General features: G+C 71.2%; 20 protein-coding genes, 1 tRNA gene and 1 pseudogene. 8 read left to right on the top strand and 14 right to left on the bottom strand.

Features of this window, described 5'->3' with window-relative positions; translation table 11 throughout:
* Positions 1-64 precede the first annotated feature (64 nt).
* The 8 genes from ACTJK8_RS27545 to ACTJK8_RS27510 all read right to left on the bottom strand — a co-directional run bounded on the left by ACTJK8_RS27545 (position 65) and on the right by ACTJK8_RS27510 (position 10,384).
* Positions 65-1,027, bottom strand: a complete 963-nt coding sequence (locus ACTJK8_RS27545) for an amidohydrolase family protein (RefSeq protein WP_024828953.1) — start codon at positions 1,025-1,027, stop codon at positions 65-67.
* A 29-nt stretch (positions 1,028-1,056) separates the two neighbouring features.
* Positions 1,057-1,995: an amidohydrolase family protein gene (locus ACTJK8_RS27540; RefSeq protein WP_440762844.1), complete on the bottom strand. Its 939-nt coding sequence runs from the start codon at positions 1,993-1,995 to the stop codon at positions 1,057-1,059.
* A gap of 13 nt (positions 1,996-2,008) precedes the next feature.
* Positions 2,009-2,929, bottom strand: coding sequence for an SMP-30/gluconolactonase/LRE family protein (locus tag ACTJK8_RS27535; RefSeq protein WP_024828951.1), 921 nt, complete (start codon positions 2,927-2,929; stop codon positions 2,009-2,011).
* Positions 2,930-2,963: 34 nt separating this feature from the next.
* Positions 2,964-4,283, bottom strand: coding sequence for an MFS transporter (locus ACTJK8_RS27530; protein WP_012321063.1), 1,320 nt, complete (start codon positions 4,281-4,283; stop codon positions 2,964-2,966).
* 86 nt (positions 4,284-4,369) lie between these two features.
* Positions 4,370-5,044 carry an RraA family protein gene (locus tag ACTJK8_RS27525; RefSeq protein ID WP_024828950.1) on the bottom strand — a complete coding sequence of 225 codons (675 nt, stop codon included), beginning with the start codon at positions 5,042-5,044 and terminating at the stop codon, positions 4,370-4,372.
* A 38-nt stretch (positions 5,045-5,082) separates the two neighbouring features.
* Positions 5,083-5,991, bottom strand: coding sequence for a DUF1932 domain-containing protein (locus ACTJK8_RS27520; RefSeq protein ID WP_012321065.1), 909 nt, complete (start codon positions 5,989-5,991; stop codon positions 5,083-5,085).
* Positions 5,992-6,008: 17 nt separating this feature from the next.
* Positions 6,009-9,053 (bottom strand): D-2-hydroxyglutarate dehydrogenase YdiJ, encoded by a 3,045-nt coding sequence (gene ydiJ / locus ACTJK8_RS27515; protein ID WP_440762843.1) that lies wholly within the window; start codon positions 9,051-9,053, stop codon positions 6,009-6,011.
* Positions 9,054-9,058: 5 nt separating this feature from the next.
* Entirely contained in the window at positions 9,059-10,384 is a 1,326-nt protein-coding gene (locus ACTJK8_RS27510; protein ID WP_440762842.1) for an MFS transporter, read from the bottom strand.
* A 173-nt stretch (positions 10,385-10,557) separates the two neighbouring features.
* On the opposite strand from ACTJK8_RS27510, the gene ACTJK8_RS27505 reads away from it, so the two are divergent.
* From ACTJK8_RS27505 to ACTJK8_RS27495, 3 genes and pseudogenes are all read left to right on the top strand, one after another.
* Positions 10,558-11,262, top strand: a complete 705-nt coding sequence (locus ACTJK8_RS27505) for an IclR family transcriptional regulator (protein ID WP_440762841.1) — start codon at positions 10,558-10,560, stop codon at positions 11,260-11,262.
* 413 nt (positions 11,263-11,675) lie between these two features.
* Positions 11,676-11,978 (top strand): annotated as a pseudogene (locus ACTJK8_RS27500) (transposase); the annotation flags it as partial.
* A gap of 212 nt (positions 11,979-12,190) precedes the next feature.
* On the top strand, positions 12,191-12,406 hold the full coding sequence (locus ACTJK8_RS27495; protein WP_012321069.1) for a hypothetical protein: 216 nt from the start codon (positions 12,191-12,193) through the stop codon (positions 12,404-12,406).
* Positions 12,407-13,058: 652 nt separating this feature from the next.
* Here ACTJK8_RS27495 and ACTJK8_RS27490 read toward each other — a convergent pair.
* Positions 13,059-13,691, bottom strand: a complete 633-nt coding sequence (locus tag ACTJK8_RS27490; RefSeq protein ID WP_076730042.1) for a DUF4102 domain-containing protein — start codon at positions 13,689-13,691, stop codon at positions 13,059-13,061.
* A gap of 178 nt (positions 13,692-13,869) precedes the next feature.
* Here ACTJK8_RS27490 and ACTJK8_RS27485 point away from each other — a divergent pair.
* The 3 genes from ACTJK8_RS27485 (at position 13,870) to ACTJK8_RS27475 (ending at position 15,303) form a co-directional block, all read left to right on the top strand.
* Positions 13,870-13,946 (top strand) — tRNA-Arg (locus ACTJK8_RS27485).
* 676 nt (positions 13,947-14,622) lie between these two features.
* Complete coding sequence (locus tag ACTJK8_RS27480) at positions 14,623-15,000, top strand: hypothetical protein (RefSeq protein ID WP_051252293.1); 378 nt, start codon at positions 14,623-14,625, stop codon at positions 14,998-15,000.
* A gap of 174 nt (positions 15,001-15,174) precedes the next feature.
* Positions 15,175-15,303 (top strand): hypothetical protein, encoded by a 129-nt coding sequence (locus ACTJK8_RS27475; protein ID WP_268821210.1) that lies wholly within the window; start codon positions 15,175-15,177, stop codon positions 15,301-15,303.
* Positions 15,304-15,357: 54 nt separating this feature from the next.
* Here the strand turns inward: ACTJK8_RS27475 and ACTJK8_RS27470 are convergent, their stop codons facing one another.
* Both ACTJK8_RS27470 and ACTJK8_RS27465 read right to left on the bottom strand, forming a co-directional pair.
* On the bottom strand, positions 15,358-15,576 hold the full coding sequence (locus ACTJK8_RS27470) for a hypothetical protein (RefSeq protein WP_012321088.1): 219 nt from the start codon (positions 15,574-15,576) through the stop codon (positions 15,358-15,360).
* Between the two features lie 30 nt (positions 15,577-15,606).
* A complete protein-coding gene (locus ACTJK8_RS27465) occupies positions 15,607-15,831 on the bottom strand; it encodes a hypothetical protein (protein WP_012321089.1) in 225 nt (74 codons plus the stop codon).
* A gap of 477 nt (positions 15,832-16,308) precedes the next feature.
* On the opposite strand from ACTJK8_RS27465, the gene ACTJK8_RS27460 reads away from it, so the two are divergent.
* Both ACTJK8_RS27460 and ACTJK8_RS27455 read left to right on the top strand, forming a co-directional pair.
* A complete protein-coding gene (locus tag ACTJK8_RS27460; protein WP_440762840.1) occupies positions 16,309-16,479 on the top strand; it encodes a DUF3606 domain-containing protein in 171 nt (56 codons plus the stop codon).
* Positions 16,480-16,495: 16 nt separating this feature from the next.
* The gene (locus ACTJK8_RS27455; protein ID WP_199825808.1) at positions 16,496-16,735 is read left to right on the top strand and encodes a hypothetical protein; all 240 of its coding nucleotides are present in this window, start codon (positions 16,496-16,498) and stop codon (positions 16,733-16,735) included.
* Here ACTJK8_RS27455 and ACTJK8_RS27450 read toward each other — a convergent pair.
* From ACTJK8_RS27450 to ACTJK8_RS27440, 3 genes are all read right to left on the bottom strand, one after another.
* The gene (locus ACTJK8_RS27450; RefSeq protein ID WP_024828933.1) at positions 16,710-17,180 is read right to left on the bottom strand and encodes a tellurite resistance TerB family protein; all 471 of its coding nucleotides are present in this window, start codon (positions 17,178-17,180) and stop codon (positions 16,710-16,712) included. The genes ACTJK8_RS27455 and ACTJK8_RS27450 overlap by 26 nt on opposite strands.
* A 39-nt stretch (positions 17,181-17,219) precedes the next feature.
* Complete coding sequence (locus tag ACTJK8_RS27445; protein WP_440762839.1) at positions 17,220-17,417, bottom strand: hypothetical protein; 198 nt, start codon at positions 17,415-17,417, stop codon at positions 17,220-17,222.
* A gap of 490 nt (positions 17,418-17,907) precedes the next feature.
* Positions 17,908-18,138, bottom strand: coding sequence for a hypothetical protein (locus tag ACTJK8_RS27440; RefSeq protein WP_053621936.1), 231 nt, complete (start codon positions 18,136-18,138; stop codon positions 17,908-17,910).
* Positions 18,139-18,307 lie beyond the last annotated feature (169 nt).

Genomic DNA, 18,307 nt, shown 5'->3' with positions numbered 1-18,307 from the left:
GGAGGATCGCTGAAGCAGACACGATCACCGCGGCTTGGGCCCGGATCTGCTCCTCCGTCTTCGCTCAGCCGAACCCGTACAGCGCCGCGGGATTATCGACCAGAACCCGCGCCCGCGCCCGGTCGTCGGGGACCCATTCGGCCAGGAGGTCGAGCAGCCGGGCGTCGTCGGGCAGGTGCTTCTCGCCCCGGTGCGGCCAGTCGCTGCCCCAGACCACGCGCTCCGGGGCCGCGGCCGCGAAGGACTTCGCCACCGCCGTCGCGTCGGCATAGGCGGGCGGTCCGCTCGCGGTGTTGAGGTAGGCCCCCGACAGCTTCATCCACGTCCGGCCGCCGTCGAGCATCCGGCGCACCGCGGCGTAGGCGGGATGGCTCACGCCCTGGTCCGGCGGGAGCCGCGCCAGATGATCGATGACCAGGGGCGTCGGCAGGCGGCTCAGGACGGGTTCGAGCTCCACGATCGTGTCGCCGGTCGCGTAGATCTGGACGTGCCAGCCCAGCGGCGCGACCTTGCGGGCCATCGTCTCGAGACGCTCCGCGGTGGTCGGCCCCCAGGATTGCGGCGTGCCGAAGTTCACCCGGATGCCGACCGCGCCCCGGCCCGCCATCGTCCGAAGCTCGGCATCGGTGACGTCGCGATCGACCACGACCACCGCGCGGGCCGAGGGGCCGAACTGCGCCACGCCGTCGAGGGTCGGGCGGTTGTCGGTGCCGTAGGTCGAGGGCGTCACCACCACCACCCGGCTCGTCCCGAGGCGGGCCTGCACCTGGCGGTAGGCGGCGACGTCGCTGTCCAGCACCGGCTGGCCCTTCCAGTGGGGCGAGGCCGGATAGCGGGTCGACAGGATGTGGATGTGGCAGTCGCAGGCGTTCGGCGGAACGGCGATCGCCGGCGCCTCCGTCCCCGACGAGAACGGCGTGGCGTCCGCGGCGTCCGCCGGCCGGTCACGGAGGTCGGCGGCCGTGGCCAGGGCGAGCGCCGCGCCGCCCTGGAGGACGGTGCGCCGGGATCGGGTTTGGCTGAGCATAGGCGAGGCCTCTCTCGTCTCGGATCGGATCAGAAGCCGTAGAGCTTGGCCGGATTGGCCACGAGGATGCGGTTTCGCACCGCCTCGTCGGGGGCCCAGACCGCCAGCAGGTCGATGAGCACGGTATCGTCCGGCTTCGCGTCGGCCGCGGCGGTCGGATGCGGCCAGTCGCTGCCCCAGACGAGCCGTTCGGGGGCGAGCGCCACGTAGGCGCGGGCGAGGCGGCCGCGATCCGCGTAGGTCGGCGGCCCGACCTTCGAGAGGATGTAGGCACCGGTGAGCTTCACCCAGGCGCCGTTCTTGTCGATCAGGTCGGCGATGACCTTGAAACCCGGATGGTCCGGGCCGGCGGGTTCGGGCAGGTGGCCCATATGGTCGAACACGACCGGGACCGGCAGGCCCTTCAGGGTGTCGGCCAGCTCCACGATCTTGTCGCCGTCGGAGACCAGCTGGATGTGCCAGCCGAGCTCGGCGATCTTCCGGGCAACCGGCACCATGTCGGTGATCGGCGCACCGCCCGGCAGGCGCGTCCCGAACCGGACGCCGCGGATGCCGGCCCCGTCGAGGCGCTTCAGCTCCTCGGGCGTGACCGCGGCGTCGAGCATCGCGATGCCCCGGGCGGTCGGCCCGAACGCCTTCACCGACTCGACGAGGAGGCTGTTGTCGACCCCGTAGGTCGAGGGCTGCACCACGACGTGCCGGGTGAGGCCGAGGCGCCGCATCAGGAGCTTGTAATCCGCGACGCTCGCATCCGGCGGCCGCAGGGTCGCACCGGGCGCGGCCGGGAAGCGCGCATCGTAGATGTGGTGGTGGCAGTCCGTGGCGCCCGGCGGCACGGTGAAGGTCGGCCGATCCGTGCCCGAGGACCAGGGGACGGTCTGCGCCGCTGCGGGCCGCAGGCCGGCGGCGCCGGCGGCGCCGGCCACGAGGGCCGCGATGTGCGCGCGGCGGGTCATCGAGGGGGTCATCCGTCCGGTCCGGTCAGTGATGCGAGAAGAGGGTCTGGCCGGGGGACGGCATCCGCGCCGTCAGGATGCTGCCGGTCTGGGATTCGGTGATGAACAGGGTCGCGCCGTCCGGGCCGCCGTAGGCGACGTTGGTGGTCGAGATCCCGGCGGGAGACTTCACCCGCAGCAGCGGCTCGGCGACGGGCGACAGCCGCCAGATCGAGCCGAACCCGGTATGGGCGACGATCAGGCAGCCCTCGGCATCGAGCGCGATGCCGTCCGGACCGCCGAGGCCGCCGTGCAGCTGCGCGAACACGCCGACCTTGGCGACGAGGCCGCTGGCGTTCAGGGGCACCCGCCAGATCTGCTGGGCGCGGGTCACGGCCACGAACAGGCTCCCCATGGCATCGTCGATGACGATGCCGTTCGGGCTCGGGATCGTGTCGACGAGGCAGGTCAGCTCGCCGGAGGGGCGCAGGCGGTAGACCCGGCCGGTCGGGTCCTGCAGCCCGGTCTGGCCCTGGTCGGTGAAGTAGAGGTCGCCGTTCCGCGCGAAGGTCAGGTCGTTGACCCCGCGAAAGCCCTCCGAGCCCGCCGTCTCCAGGAACGGCGTCACCGCCCCCGTATCGGGATCGAGGAGCATCAGGCCGCGCCTGTAGCAGGTGATGAAGATCCGCCCGTCGCGGTGGATCTTCAGGCCGTTCGGCCAGCCGTCGTACTCGGCCACGAGCTCCCATTCGCCGGCCGGGTCGATGCGGAAGATCCGGCCGAAGGGAATGTCGGTGACGTAGAGCCGGCCGGCCCGGTCGAAGACGGGGCCCTCCAGGAAGGAGTCGATGGCGTGCCCGCCCCGGTTGGCGTTCGCCCAGGCTGTCGGCCGGACCTTGCGGAAGCGGTCGGGCAGGCGCGTGAAGACCTCGGCCGTCACGGCCGGCGGGGGAGCGAAGAACGACATCGCGTGGCCTCGGTGTGGGTGCGGGAGCGGTGGATCAGGCTGGCAGCGCCGCCGTCCGGGCCTCGCGGGCATGGGCGCGGCTGATCAGGATCACGCAGATCGCGGCGGCGGCATCCAGCGCGGCGACGGGGAGCATCCCGAGGGCGAAGCTGCCGGTGGCGTCCTTCACGAGGCCGACCACGTTCACCATCAGGCCGCCGCCGATCAGATTGGCGATGGCGTTGATGCCGGCGAGCCCGGCCGCCAGCGTCCCCGGGGACAGCCACCCGGCGGAGAGCGCCCAGAACGGCCCCTTGAAGGAGTAGGCGCCGACGAGGGCGAAGGTCACGGCCATGACGGCCGTCGCGATGCCCGCGGTGAGGTTCAGATACGCGAGCCCGAAGGACGCGAGCAGCAGCGGGATCGCCGTGTGCCAGCGCCGCTCGCCCCGGCGGTCGGAGTGGCGGCCCCAGAGCACCATCAGCACCGTGGCGATGCCGTAGGGGATCGCGTTGACGAAGCCGGTCTGGAGGTTCGTCAGGCCGAAGGACTTGATCATCTGCGGCTGCCAGACCGAGAGCACGCTCCCCGTCGCTGAAGCGCCGGAGCAGACCAGAGCCATCGTCAGGAAGTACTTGTTGCGGGCGAGCTGCCACAGGGAGATGTGGCCGATGGGCTTGCGCTTGCCCGCCTCGTCGTCGAGGCGCCCGACGAGCCAGGCGCGCTCGTCGTCCTTCAGCCAGCGCGCGTCGCGGGGGCGGTCGGTCAGGACGAACAGGCAGGCGATGCCGAGGCACACGGTCGGCAGGCCCTCCAGCACGAACAGCCACTGCCAGCCCTTGAGGCCGAGCAGGCCGTCGAGTTCGAGGAGCGTGACCGACAGGGGCGAGCCGAGGAAGGTCGCCAGCGGGATCGAGACCGTGAAGGTCGCCAGGATCCGCGCCCGGTAGGCGCTCGGCAGCCAGTAGGTCAGGTAGAGGATCGCGCCCGGGAAGAACCCGGCCTCCGCCGCGCCCAGGATGAAGCGCATCACGTAGAGGGAGTGGGGCCCGGTCACGAGGGCCATGCCGATGGTGACGAGGCCCCAGGTGATCATGATCCGGGCGATCCAGCGCCGCGCCCCGACCTTCTGCAGGGCGAGGTTGCTCGGGACTTCGACCAGGAAGTAGGACACGAAGAACAGGCTCGCCGCGAAGCCGAACATGGCCGGGGTGAGCCCGAGATCCTTGTTCATCTGCAGGGCGGCGAAGCCCACGTTCACCCGATCCAGCAACGCGAAGAAGTAGCAGAGCATCAGGAACGGCACGAGCCGGAGAATGACCCGGCGCATGGTCGCGGCCTCGAGCGGATGCTTGGCGTGTTCGGAGACGTTCACGTCCCAACCTCCCTTGTTGTCGAGATGCGGCTCGCGTGACGTCCCGCGCCCTTGAGCCCCGGTGGTGCGGTCCTGCCCGGAGGGGATCAGATCCCCTCGCAGCCCGCCTCCGCGAGGGCGCGCTCGACCCAGGAGCGGTCCACGGTGCCGGCCTGGATCGCCGCCATGGTCTTGGCCTCGCCCTGCTGCTTCTTGTCGGCGGCGGCGAAGACCGTCTCGGTCTGGTCGAACGGCACGCAGACGACGCCGTCGTCGTCGCCGACGATCAGGTCGCCGGGCTCGATCACCATGCCGTCGAGGGCGATGGTGGCGTTCACCTCGCCCGGCCCGTTCTTGTAGGGGCCGCGGTGGGTGATGCCGGCGGCGAAGACCGGGAACGCGTTCATGCGGATCCAGCCGTAATCGCGGACCGCGCCGTTCAGGACCACACCGGCCAGACCGATCTGCTGCGCGTGGGAGATCATGAGCTCGCCCATCAGCGCGTTCGTCAGGTCGCCGTCGCCGTCGACCACGAGGACGTCGCCGGGCTTCGCCCTGTTCAAGGCGGCATGGATCATCAGGTTGTCGCCGGGGCGCACCCGCACCGTCAGGGCGACGCCGCTGAGCACGCCGCCGGCGTGGAGCGGCCGGATCCGCGCGCCGCCGTGGCTCATCCGGTTCATGGAGTCGCTGATGTTGGCGACCGCGATGCCCTTGAACTTCTCGACGGTGGCGGGGTCGACCGTGCGGGTGCGCGGGTGGATCTTGAAACCGATGGCCATGGCTGTTCGTCCTGCGATGCGGGGAGGTGAGTGGGGCGTCAGGCGACGGGCTTCAGGCCGGCCTTGAGGATCATGGCGTCGAGGGCCTCCTGGTAGGTCCGGGGGACGACGCCCTTGAAGTGGTCCTTGAGGCCGAGGCTCGCCTTCCAGCGCAGGCGCTCGGCGACGGCGCGGGCCATGATCGGCTCGACGCCGGCATCGGCGACGGCGTCGGCCGACATCTCCAGTTCCTCGGCCCGGCGCTTGGCGTGGATCACCCCCGACGGGGTCAGGCTCTGGACCGTGTCCATCCACGGCCGGGCGAGGGTCTTGGAGGCCGAGGCGAGGACGATCTCGTCGATCCCGTACTGATGGGCGGCGAGCAGCATCTCGTCGGTCAGCGCCTCGATCCCCTTGATCAGGACCGAGCGGATGATCTTGATGCCCGAGGCGGTGCCGAGCACCGGGCCGGTGAACTCGATCTGCATCCCCCACGGCACGAGGAGGTCGCGCACCCGCTCGCCGGCCGGGCCGCTCGACAGCATCCGCATGGAATAGCCGTGCAGCGGCGTGCCCTCGATCGAGCCGTCGCCGAGGCGGGCGCCGGTCGCTTCGAGCTTGGCCGCGACACCCTGCTTGATCTTCGGCGTCGCCGAGGCGAAGTCGAGGAAGGTGTGGCGGCTCGCCAGCACCGGCGCGAAGGCGTCGGCGCTCTCCAGCGAGGCGGCCCCCGGCGTGACGCTGACGATCAGGTCGGCCGCCTCGGCGAGGTCCCCGTTCGAGCGGACGAGGGTGACGCCGGCGTCCCTGGCCCGCGCCTGGATGAGGTCCGCGTAGGGTCCGTCGAAGGCGTACTTGTCGTAGCAGGCGATCGACTCGAGGCCGGCACCGCGCAGGCCCGCGCCGAGCGTGCTGCCGATCTCGCCGTAGCCGACGAGGCCCAAACGGAATTGCGTGCGGTCTGCCATGCTGTGCTCCTGTCGGGCTATGCGGTGAGGGGGGTGGTCCGCCGGCAGGCCGGCGGGCCGGCGGCGAGGTGGTCGCGGAGGATCTCGACGGGGTGCGGCAGGCGCAGGCCGTCGACGAGCTTCACCTGCGAGCGGCACGAGTAGCCGTCCGCCAGGAGGCGGCCCGAGCGGCCCCTCCCGGCGACGTGACCGGCCCAGCTGAGGCCGTAGATCCGCTCCGACATCGCCCGGTGCTCGGCCTCGTGGCCGTAGGTCCCGGCCATGCCGCAGCAGCCGGAGGGCAGCACCGACAGGCGCAACCCCAGGGCGGCGAAGGTCTGGGTCCAATCGGCGAGCGCCGGCTGCGCGGTCGCGCGCTCGGTGCAGTGGGGCAGCAGCCAGTAGGGCTCGGACCCGGAGGCCGGACGGGCCCGGTCGAGGCGGCCGGCGAGCCATTCCTGGACGAGGTGGACCCGCGGCAGGTCCCGCCCCGGCAGGGCCTGCCGGTACTCGGAGCGGTAGGTCAGCGTCATCGACGGGTCGAGGCCGACGAGGTCGACGCCCGTCGCGGCGAGCCGGCCGAGGTCGTCGGCGTTGGCCGCCGCCAGCCGCGCGAACCGGCCGAGGAAGCCGTGGACATGCAGCGGCTTGCCGTTCGGGCGATAGGGCGCGAGCCAGGGCCGCAGGCCGAGCCCGATCAGCAGGTCGAGGAGGGCGAGGAGGACGGGCGTGTCGTAGTGGCTGGTGAAGGCGTCCTGCACGACGATGACGCTCGTCAACCGCTCGGCCTCCGGGAGGCGGCCCAGGGTCCGCGCATCGGCCGGCGCCACGCCGCGGCGCTTCAGCTCCTCGTGCAGATCGAGCCCGGACAGCCGCGGGACGTGGACCAGGCCGACCACGCGCGCGAGCCCGAGGGACGTCGCCGCATTCGCGAGCCGGGGCGCCCGCGCCAGCTGCGGCACGGCGATCTCCAGGGCGGCGACGGCGTGGTGGCGCAGGTAGCGGCCGTGATAGAGTTCGAGGAACTTGGCCCGGAAGGTCGGAACGTCGACCTTGATCGGGCACTGTCCCGTGCAGGACTTGCAGGCGAGGCAGCCCGCCATCGCCTCGTGGACCTCGTGGGAGAAGTCGTCGCGCCGCCGCAGGGTCGCGGCGAGGCGGGCCGGGAAGGCGCGCCAGCCCGGGCGGGCGCGCAGGCGCCGGGCTTCCTCCAGCGGGTCGCGGCCCTCGGCGGCGAGCCGACGCAGCCACTCGCGCATCAGCTGGGCGCGGCCCTTCGGCGAGTGCCGCCGCTCGCGGGTGCCCTTCCAGGACGGGCACATCGCCTCGTCCGGGTCCCAGCTGAAGCAGGCGCCGTTGCCGTTGCAGTGGAGCGCCTCGTCGTAGCCGGCCCGGACCTCCTCCGGGATCGCTCGGTCCCGCTGGCCCTTGGTCGGCACGCCGTCGACGGTCAGGAGCGCCGCGCCCTCGGGGGCGGCGATCTTGCCGGGGTTGAACTGGTTGCGCGGGTCGAAGGCGGCCTTCACCGCCTGCAGCACGGGGTAGAGCGGGCCGAAGAAGCGGGGCGAGAACTCGCTGCGCACGCCCTTGCCGTGCTCGCCCCAGAGCAGCCCGCCGTAGCGCCGCGTCAGGGCGACGACGTCCTCGGTGACGGCGCGGACCAGCGCCTCGGCGCCGGGCGCCTTCATGTCGATGGCCGGGCGGACGTGGAGCACGCCGGCATCGACGTGGCCGAACATGCCGTACTCGAGCCCGCGCCGGTCGAGGGCGTCGCGGAACGCCGCGATGTAGTCGGCGAGATGCTCCGGCGGGACGGCGGTGTCCTCGACGAAGGCGATGGGCCGCCGGTCGCCCTTGGTGTTGCCGAGCAGGCCGACCGCCTTCTTGCGCATCGCCCAGAGGCGGCCGACCTCCGCCTCGCCCCGGGCCACCGTGTAGCCGCGCCGGCCGTGGGCGGTCCCGGCCTCGTCCAGGGCCGCCGTGAGGCGGGCGAGCGCCGCCTCGACCGCCTCCGCGCCGTCGCCGACGAACTCGATCAGGTTGACGCCGCGGGCCCGCTCGCCGGCATCCTCCGGGAAGTAGGCGGCGACGCCCTCCCAGACGGGATCCTGCTGGGCGAGACCCAGCACCTTGGAATCGACCGTCTCGACCGAGGCCGCGCCGAAGGCCGCGAGGGTCCGCGCGTCGCGGAGGGCCGCGTCGAAGCTGTCGTAGCGGAGGTTCACGAGCGCGACGTGGCGCGGCAGCGGAAGGACGTTGAGCGTCGCCTCGGCGAGGAGGCCCAGCGTGCCCTCCGAACCGCACAGCACGGCGTTGAGGTCGAAGCGGCCGTCGGCGCGGCGCAGATGGGCGAGGTCGTAGCCGGTGAGGCAGCGGTTCAGCGGCGGGAAGGTCGTCTCGATCAGCGCCGCGTTCGCGCGCTGGAGCCTGTCGACCTCCCGGTGAATGGCGCCCGCGAGACCGGGCCGGCCCTGGGCGGCCTCCAGCCCGGCCGCGTCGAGGGGCTCGGAATGCCAGACGGTGCCGTCGGCGAGCACCGTGGTGAGGGCGCGCACGTGGTCGCGGGTCTTGCCGTAGAGGCAGGAGCCCTGACCACAGGCGTCGGTCGCGATCATCCCGCCGATGGTGGCGCGGTCGGAGGTCGAGAGCTCGGGGGCGAAGAACAGGCCGTGCTCGGCCAAGGCCGCGTTGAGCTGGTCCTTCACCACCCCCGCCTCGACCCGCGCCGTGCGGCGCACCGGGTCGATGGCGAGGATGCGGTTCATGTGCCGCGACAGGTCGACCACGATCCCGTCCGTCAGGGACTGGCCGTTGGTCCCCGTCCCGCCGCCGCGGGGGGCGATCCGCACCGCCACGAACCGCTCCTCGGCGAGCAGGGTCGCGATGCGCACGAGGTCGTCGCGGTCCCGCGGGAACGCGATGGCCTGCGGCATGATCTGGTAGATCGAGTTGTCCGTGGCGAGCACGGTGCGGTCGGCCTCGGCCATCGTCAGGTCGCCCGCGAAGCCCCGCGCGCGCAGCTCGGCGCAGAAGGCCGCGGTCAGCGAGGTCACCGTCGGGCCGGAGGGGAGAGGCGGGATCATGGCGGTCACGCCGGGACCGCGACGGCGATTGTGTCCCGCCGGATCTGCCGCCCCAGGGCCAGCATCATCAGGGCGCCGAGGAGCAGGATCCCGCCGACCGCCAGCAGCGGCGCGGTGAATCCCCCGGACAGTTCGCGCATCACGCCGATCAGGTACGGGCCGGCGAAGCCCCCGAGATTGCCGATCGAGACGATCATCGCGATCCCGCCCGCCGCGGCGCGACCGGTGAGGAAGCCCGAGGGCACGGCCCAGAAGGTCGCCGTGTACGAGTTGATGCCCATCACCGCGACGCAGAGCGCCACGATGGTCAGGCCCGGTGTCGGGGTCAGGGTGCTCGCGGTCAGGCCGACGGCACCGAGAGCCAGGGACAGGGCCGGATAGATGGTGCGGTCACCGCCCCGGTCGGAGACGCGGCCCCACACCACCATCGCCACCGCGCCGCAGACATAGGGAATGGCGGCGACGATCCCGACCACCGAGCTCGCGAGCCCGAGCTGCTTGATCATCTGCGGCAGCCACAGGCCAACGCCGAGGGAGCCGATGATCGCGCAGAAATTGATCGCCGCCAGCGTCAGCACCCGCCAGTTCCGCAGGGCCTGCGCCAGGGTCATGGGATGCTTCTTCTCGATGGCCGCCTTCTCCGCCGCGAGCGTGGCGACGAGGACGTCACGCTCCGCGGGCGTGAGCCACTGCGCCTTCTCCGGCCGGTCGGTGAGGACGAAGAGGCAGACGATGCCGAGGATCACCGCCGGCAGGGCTTCGAGGATGAGGAGCCACTGCCATCCCACGAGGCCGAAGCCTTCGATCTGCACCAGCGCGCCGGAGATCGGCGAGCCGACGATGTTGGCGACCGGGATACCGAGCAGGAAGAGAGAGGTGGCCCGCGCGCGCACGGCGGAGGGGAACCAGAAACTCAGGTAGAGGAAGACGCCCGGCACGAACCCGGCCTCGCCGAGGCCGAGGAGGAACCGGGCGATGCCGAACTGGATCGGCCCGGTCACGAAGGCCGTCGCCGCCGAGACGAGGCCCCAGGTGATCATGATCCGGGCGATCCAGAGCCGGGCCCCGACACGCATCATGATCAGGTTGCTGGGGATCTCGGCGAGGAAATAGCCGAGGAAGAACAGCCCGGCGCCGATGCCGAACGACGTCGCGGTGAGCCCGATATGCGCGTTCATCGTGAGCGCGGCGAAGCCGACATTCACGCGGTCCAAGTAGCTGACCACGTAGCACACGAAGAGGAACGGCAGGATCCGCCGCATCATCTTGCGATGAAGGTTCCGCTCGTCGACCGCGTGGGCCGGAGCTCGGGACTGCTGCCCTTGCGCCATGACGTCCACTCCCGAATCGCCATTTTTGAAACGGCGTTTCGTTTTTAATCCATCACGCGGCGGCGGTTGTCAACGATGTCGTGGAAGCGGCCCGTCACGGCTTGGTGAGCGGTAGGCCGGTGGCTATGGATCGCGTGTCCCGAATCCCGCGAAACCGGAACGAGTGCGAAGAGATGGCGAAGGAGGCGCGCGCGCGGCCCAATCTCGAGGGCGTGGCTTCGGCCGATCGGGTTCTGACGGTGCTGACGGCGTTCCGGCGCGGCGACGACGCTCTGGAACTCTCCGAGCTCGCGCGCCGCACGTCGCTCGTGAAGAGCACGATCATGCGGCTGTGCATCTCGCTGGAGAAGTTCAACCTGATCGAGCGCCTGGACGACGGGCGCTATCGCCTCGGTGTCGAGGCGGCCCGGATCGGCTCGGTCTACCAGCAATCCTTCGCCCTGGAGGAGCGGATCGTCCCGGTCCTGGAGCGGCTCGCCGCCGAGTCCTTCGAGACGGCCTCGTTCTACATCCGCCGGGGCAACCAGCGGCTGTGCCTGTTCCGTGCCGACTCACCGTCACCGCTGCGGATGAACGTCCGCCCCGGCGACATGCGGCCGATGGACGAGTCCGCCATCGCGCAGGTTCTGAGGATTTTCGGCGACCGGAGGGCTACGGAAAGCTCGACGGCTCAGGTCCCCCTGTACTCGTCCGGTATCACCGACCCTCACGTCGCGTCGATCGCGATGCCCGTGTTCGGGACAGAGCAGCGGTTGATCGGTGCCATCGCTCTGTCCGGTCCAGCGTCTCGGTTGACCGCGGAGCGAGCCGAGACTCTCAAGCCGCGGCTCCGAGAGGCCGGCGAACGCCTCTCGTCTGAGCTCGGAGCACAGCTCTGAGTCAGTTCCCGGCTAACGGGCCGGCTCGACGAGTGGTGCTTCGCCGCTGCGGCGTACCTCATGATCGGTGCCCGCTCGTCTGTCCCAGAGACCGTCGCGCAGACGTTCCGCTCACCGCCATCCCCGACCGCCGCGCATCGTCACAGTCAGGCCGCTCGGGTTAGAGCAGCAAAAGGATGGGCGGCCCACGGAAGGCGCCCCGGTTTCTGTGGCGAACCACCTTGGCCGACGACGCCACGCTATGCCGGCTGCTGGCCGCCATCGGCCGGGGAGAGGCGGATCGGCTGGCCGAACTCCACGATCTCACGAGCCCGACGAGGGGCTCGGCTGGACCACTGCGACGGCCGCTCAGGGTAGAGGCCGTGTGAGGACGTTGGAGTTCGGATAGGCTCTGCGTGCCTGTGGAGGCTTGTATGGCGCGGTTCGTCCGGGGTGCGGATCGCGACCACGTCACGCCACTGCCGAACCGGTTGGACGCCTACCTGTCCGAGGACGATCCGGTGCGCGTCGTCGACGTGTTCGTGGACGCACTCGATCTCGCGGTTCGGGGTTTCGAGGGCGTGGTGCCAGCTGCGACGGGCCGGCCCGGCTACCACCCGGCGACGCTGCCGAAGCGCGACCTCTACGGCTACCTCGATCAGGTCGCCTCCAGCCGCCGCCCGGAGCGTGAAGCCGGCCGCAACGTCGAGCCGACGTGGCTGACCGGCCGCCTCGTCGATCGTCATACGGGCAGCCTCCGCGAAGGGGCTGCCGTGCGGACAGCCGCTCAGTGTCGTCGTCCCCGCGCCGCCGGGGGCACCAGCAGCACGGCACGCGGACACGTCGAGAGGGGAACTCGCCGAGAACCCGAGATTCGCGCGTCGCGTCCTTCGCCCCCGTTGAAGCCGTCCAGGTCGTTCCTATTTTGTTCTCAAATCCGGAGGGGTCAATGCTCAGCTACGAGGATCTGCGGGACGCGGCGGCCGGCGAGGAGCGGGACGCCCTGATGCGCGCCTTCGCCGAGGACATGGCGGAAGCCTCCGGGCGCGAACGCTGCCGGGCCGGCTTCGTGCGGGCGGAGCGGCCGGCGGACGTGGCGCGGGCCCTCGGCCGAAACCGCCGGGCTCAGGCAGGCTCGGCCCCTCCTACCGGTCCCCGTCGCTGACGCTGCCGAGTGGTCCGGCCCTCGGCGTGAGCCTTCGCTGATGCGGAACGCCGACGGGCCCGTTCGGCTGCAGCGTCCCCGATGCCGCGCTGGCGCCGGTGCTCGGCGACAAGCTGCGCCTTGAGCTCGGTCTTGGCCTTCAGGGCTAGGATCTCGTCCCTGGTGTACCGGCGGGCCATGCCGTTGTCGTCGGTGACGTGCGGCAGGTCGCTCGTCGCACGGTCCATGACGAGCCCGACGCGGTCGGAGGAGATCCTCGCCTCCTCGTGCAGGTAGGACGCGAACGCCCTGCGGACGTCGTGGGGCGTCGCACAGCGTATCTTCGTGGAGATGCCAGTCCGTTTGGCCGCCGGCGCGGCGAGCTCGAACCAGGGGGAACATCCAGGGGGACCTCTGGCGCCCGGCCGCCCTGGCAACGTCGGTGGTGCGCTCGACGTAAGCCTGCACGCGACGCCAGACGACCGGGGGCAGAGGGACGGCGTGGCGACCGGCGAACGGGTCCCGCGCCGTCGGGGCACCTTGGCCCACCTTCCGGTGCCCCTCCCACCAGATCCCCCAACCCTCTGAGGCGGACTTGCCCGGGCTCGACCATCCAGGCCCAGAACCGCTTCGAGCCGCGGACGACGTCCCGTGCCTGGGAGCGCTTGCCCTCTCACACGAGGCCGGCCACCGCCTCGGCCACGTCGGGCGCCGGGCTGCGGGAGACGAACCGGTCGTCGAGGGCCCGCATCGCGGGGCAGCCGATGACAGACCTGTAGTTCCGCACGGTGTCGGGCCGGTAGATCTGCGCCGGGCTCTCGGCCTCCGCCTCCAGGTGCGCGACCCAGGCGTCCCGGGCCTGCCTGTATGTCCACGTCTTGGGGGCGCGGTTCTTCGGCATGTGGGTCTGGACGACAACCGCCTCGCCCCTGGCCGCCTTCGCCACGAGCGCCGACCGCTTGAGTGCGATCCAGGCCGGGTCTGGGACACCGGCGCCTCCCTCGACACGGGCGCGGACCGCAGCCCCGGCGGAGCGCACCTGCACCGGCGTCCAGTCGCCCGCATCGCCGAGGCGGATTCGCAGCGGCTCACCCGCGTGCCGGAAACGCATCGAATAGACCGCTGCCGTCGGCGTCAGCCTGAGCGTCGCACCCGCGCAGCCGCCGACGCTCACGTCCCGAGCAGGCGTCCGGTTCGCGCGGGCCTCCTCGATGAGGTCGTCGATCTGCGTCCCGGTGAGGACCGCGGCGGCTTTCCTCGGCCTGCACGGCTCCCGGGTCGGCGCCCGCTCTACCCCGGAGCGCACCCGTGGCAAACGTGGTCGGCCCCGCCCTCCGTCTGGACCTCTGGGCCGCGGTCGGCCCAGGGTTAAGTGCCCCCTCCCGAATGCCCCGGACAGAGGGCCTCTGCAGAGGGGAAATGCCTTGTGACAGAGTCTCTTGGTGACAGGTACCGGGGGGCCTGCTACCACGATTTTGGCACCAGACTCCGTAGCTCAGCTGGATAGAGCAGCCGCCTTCTAAGCGGCAGGTCGTAGGTTCGAGCCCTACCGGGGTCGCCAGGTGTTTCAACGGGTTGGCACCGAGTTTGCGCGGCGGCAAGAACCCCGGGACAGCGCCAGGACAGCTCCGAATCCGGGCTCTCCGTTTCCCGCCGGGAGCGACGCGGGCGGGCGCGCGGGGTACGGGACGCGTCGCGCCCGCGACAGCCGCCGGGCCAGGAGGCGGCTGAGCCTGGCCGCGGCCCAGCGCCGCCGCTCAGGTCCGTCCTCCGCGCGCGCCGAAGTCCTCGGAACGAGGCAGCCGCACCATGACCGCCGGCGATCGAACGCGGGCGACGGCGGCAGCGCCGATGACCCGCTCTCGTGCGCGGATCTGGTCCTGCAACAAGCCGCGGCCGAGGCGATTGATGCGGACGACGCGAAGGCCTGGATCATCATCGAGAACGGCGACATCCTGGCGCCCAACTGGATCAGGGCCAGTACCGGCACATCCCGCCCGCAAGCATGGGCCGTGAGCCGGCGCTCTGCGGTATGCAGTTCCCCCGCCGCACCGGGCCTCAGCCGGAACCGGCGAGGCGCCTGAACTTCACGTGCAGGGATCACCTCCGCCAATCGGCCGGTTCCCCCCTCGTGCGCCCACTCCCGCACCGTGCCGAGCCGGACCGTTGGTCATGGGCACTCTGCGGGGTGAGGAACACGCAAGCTGCTCAAAAGCGAGCGCAGGAGGAAAGCTGACATGGCAGACATCCGCTCACACGATCCGGTCGGACGATCTGACGGCCGGCCAGGATCAGACCAGGCCGGCGGCTCGGCCGGCGGCTCGACTGGCGGCTCGGCCGGCGGCGGTGCCGGCGTCGCCGATCAGGCCAGAGAGACGCTGCGGGATGCCACGAACAAGGCTTCGGACGCGTGGGACAACGCCTCCGAGTACGGGTCCCGCTACTATCGGCAGGGCAGTCGCGCCGTCAGTGACATGGACAGCGGCACGATGGCCGGCCTGTTCATCGCGGGCGCGATCGGCTTCGGTCTCGGCTGGCTGGTCTTCGGTCAGCAATCGTATACGGGCGACTACGTCTCGAGGCGGATGAGCGCGAGCAGCGAGCGCCGCTACTAGGAGCGACCTGCCGGCGGCTGGGCAGGCGGAACTCCGCGTCACCAGCCGCCGAACCGGCAAGGCACACTGATCGTGCGCCGCACGCTCCATACCGGAACAGCCTGCCACCGCCGCGCGGATCTGCGCGCTCGGCACGGGCGGACGGCGATGAAGGTGTTTCGGATCCGGCACGAAGTGACAGGAGCCATCCTCTGGACCGGATCGGCCACGAACCCGCTCGCGGCACGCGACGCCATGGCCCACGAGGCCGGCTGCTACGACCTCCGCGCTGGCGGCCTCGACGTCGAGGAGATCCGAGACTAGCCCCCGAGCTACAGAGCGGCCCGCGCGACGCCTGCCGGAACGATCACCGCGCCGTCAGGTGCCGGTGCCGGGCCACCTGTCCAGCACGCGCGACCCGGCGCGCAGCTCGACATGGTGGCTGTGGGCATCGTCCCGGGTCTCGCAGAGGTCAACGGCCGAAGCGAAGCGGGTCCGCGCGGCGATCTCGGTCTCCACATCCTCGGCGATCACCTGCCGCCCGTCTCGGAAGGTGAGCACGCGGAAGGTTGGGTGTCTCAGGTCGCTGGCTTCCATCGGTGGCCTCTCCGGGAGGATCGTTACGCGTCACCCGGCGCCGTGACCGCCCTTGGCGTTGTCGGGCCCGGGAAGATCCGGTCGGTTGTCGTAGCCGCCGCTTTCCGGCCCCACGCCGGCCTCAGGCTCCGGACTGCCCGGCGAGTGCGGGCCGGTTCCGCCAGTCGCCGGATCCGGCTTCCCCACCTCGCCGATCGGCCGGCCCGGCGGTACCGTGCCGAAGGCCTCGCGCGCCGCGTCGACGTCCTGACCCATGACGGCCTCCCTCGATGTTGCGAGAAGCCAAGGCGCGAGGCGCAATCGGAGTTCCCGGCCGCTCGGCCCCGCCTCGATCTGATCACGGGCCGGGGACGCGTCCGATCCCACGCGCGGACCGATACGCAACGCGGGCCGTCCGCTCGGGGACAAGACTGGGCTCGTGCGCCGTGGGCGAGGCTGGCCGAACCCCGTGCCGGAGCAGACCGCGCACGAGTCGGCGAGGGCAGCCGCGCGAGCCTGTAGACGGTGTGGGCGGCCATGACAGCGAGGACAGCGAGACGCGCCAAGAGGGTGTTCAGCACGCGGTGCACGCCCGAACGGAGTGGGATCGGCGGTCCGCCACCGCCGGTGCGCCCAGGAGGCGCGCCGAACACGGCGCGATCGCGGCGGGCACGACGATAGCTGCAACCGGGATCGTGGCTCGGCGTTGAAAGCCGGACACCCATCGTAGCTCCCGCATCCTCGGGTTCAGCCATGCCCACCGAGCTGCACGACAAGGCCCACATCGACGTCTTCGACCGCGCCGCCCGCGAGCATTGGTCCCTGCACTTAGGAGTGACCGAGGACCGCCTGCGCAAGGCCGTGAGGATGGTCGGATCCCGCGTCACCAGCGTCGCGGCGTATCTCGGTCAGTCTGCCCGCTGACATGGGCCGCCCGCCGTTGAGCCGCGACCTCTATCTGAGTCCGAACGGAGATCGCTGGCTCCTGCTGCGCGATCCGTCCGACGGTCGCAGCTTCGTCCGGCACGAGGCCAACCCAGCTTCGGGCGGACACGTCACCGACGTGGCATTGGTGGCTTTTCTCGCCGCCGATCGCGGAGGCCCCGAGCATCAGGCGGTGTGGGCGTTGATCGGTGAGCTCGTCGACGATGGCGCTACACCGCCATCCGCGATCGCTTAGGCTGCGCCGCCGCTTCGCGGAGCGCATCCGCGTCGACGAGAAGCGCGGCGGCGATCTCGGACAGGGCCGCGCGCTCGATCGCGGCGATGCCGTCGTGATCTGCCACATCGGCCGCCACTCGAAACACGCCCGCGCGTTGGTCCATGGGCCGACCGGCAATCGCCGCGACCCGTCGCAGGTTCTCCGCGCGGCCAGCCCGGGTGCCGGCTCGACCGATCGCCTCGTGTAGCGCCTCATCGAGCATCAGGACGTCGTAGCCTTTCTCCAGGATCGGGCTGGCGAGGACGCCGGCGAGGGCCGTTTCCAGTTCATCGCCCGCGACCTCGCCGTCGGCGACGATGACATTGGCAGCCGCGGAGACGCCGGCCTGCATCAGCGCGTCGTCGCCGGCATAGGCGGTCACCGTCTGGCGGAAGCGGGCGAGCAGGTCTCGTATGAGGGGCATGTGACGCGCTGCTGAGCGAGGTGGATCGAAGACGGATCGCTAACGACACCAAGGCGCGGTGCCGCACCAGCGCATGCGCGCCACCGAGCCGGTGACGGCAGGATCGCCGGCGAGGCGCTGATCCCCTTCCGTGTTCGGTCTGTTCGCCTCGGCCAGCATGGCTGCGGAGAAGCAGCACAGCATCAGGGCGGCGATCCATAGGAGGGCCCGGAAGGTGCGGAGGGGACGCTTCGACATACGCGCCAGCCTGGTGCGGCAGGGTTAGCGAACCCTTGCGCCGGGTCGGAAGGAAGCCCGAAAACGGCCTCTTTGAGGGAGCCACGAGCGGATCGGCTGCGCTCAACCTCGGGGAGGGTCGCGGGCCATCGTGGCGTGTCCGCCTGCAACAGCGCCGTGCGGTGTCGCGAACGCCTCGGGCCCGTCGGCAGAGGGAAAGCGTCGCTGTAGCAACCGGGCGCGCAGAAAAAAGGCCACTCCCGAGGGAGCGGCCCGAAGTCTTGGGAGGAAACGCCCTTGGGAAGGGCTGCCAGACCGCGACGCCATCGCGGTCTCGCACCGCCGACCTAAGCCTGCACGGTGCGGCGCACAACCGCCGTTAGGCTTCGTCGCGTGCATAAGTGGCGCTGGACGCCCGCTCAGGTGCGCTTCCACACCATGGCTCGGGCGCCCGGAACGTTCCGGGGCCGCGTCTCACCTAGCTTCGTGGGAGACGCAGTCGTGTCGGCCGTCAGCGGGCCAAAGCGTCGGCCGGGCCACCGGCATGCTGGCCCGAGTACCGGTAGGCCGGGGCGGTGCGATAGTGCGTCACCGAGATTTCCGGCAGGACCACCGAGGCGTTGCCGGCGTAGCCCGAGTAGGCCGAAGCCGGATAGGGGCTGTGCCTGCTGTCGATGCCCTGCGCCAGGGCGGGCGTGGCGACGGCGACCAGGGCGGCCGCAGCGAGCAGATGCAGCTTCATGACGATCTCCGTGCGGGTTCGTTCGACTTCGCGGGGAAGCCATCCGGTCAGTCGGGTCGCGTGAGGAAGATCGTCGGTGCGGCGGTCTCGATCGCGGCGGCTGTGCTTGGCCGGCTGTGACCTCTCAACGGCGTATTCCGCCGATCGTTCGCCGGGTTTTGTGCGCCGC

The sequence above is a fragment of the Methylobacterium sp. 22177 genome, from assembly GCF_052045615.1.
Classification (GTDB): Bacteria; Pseudomonadota; Alphaproteobacteria; order Rhizobiales; family Beijerinckiaceae; genus Methylobacterium; species Methylobacterium radiotolerans.
The sequence above is the reverse complement of the archived record's forward strand: the minus strand, read 5'-3'. Positions and strand labels throughout refer to the sequence as shown.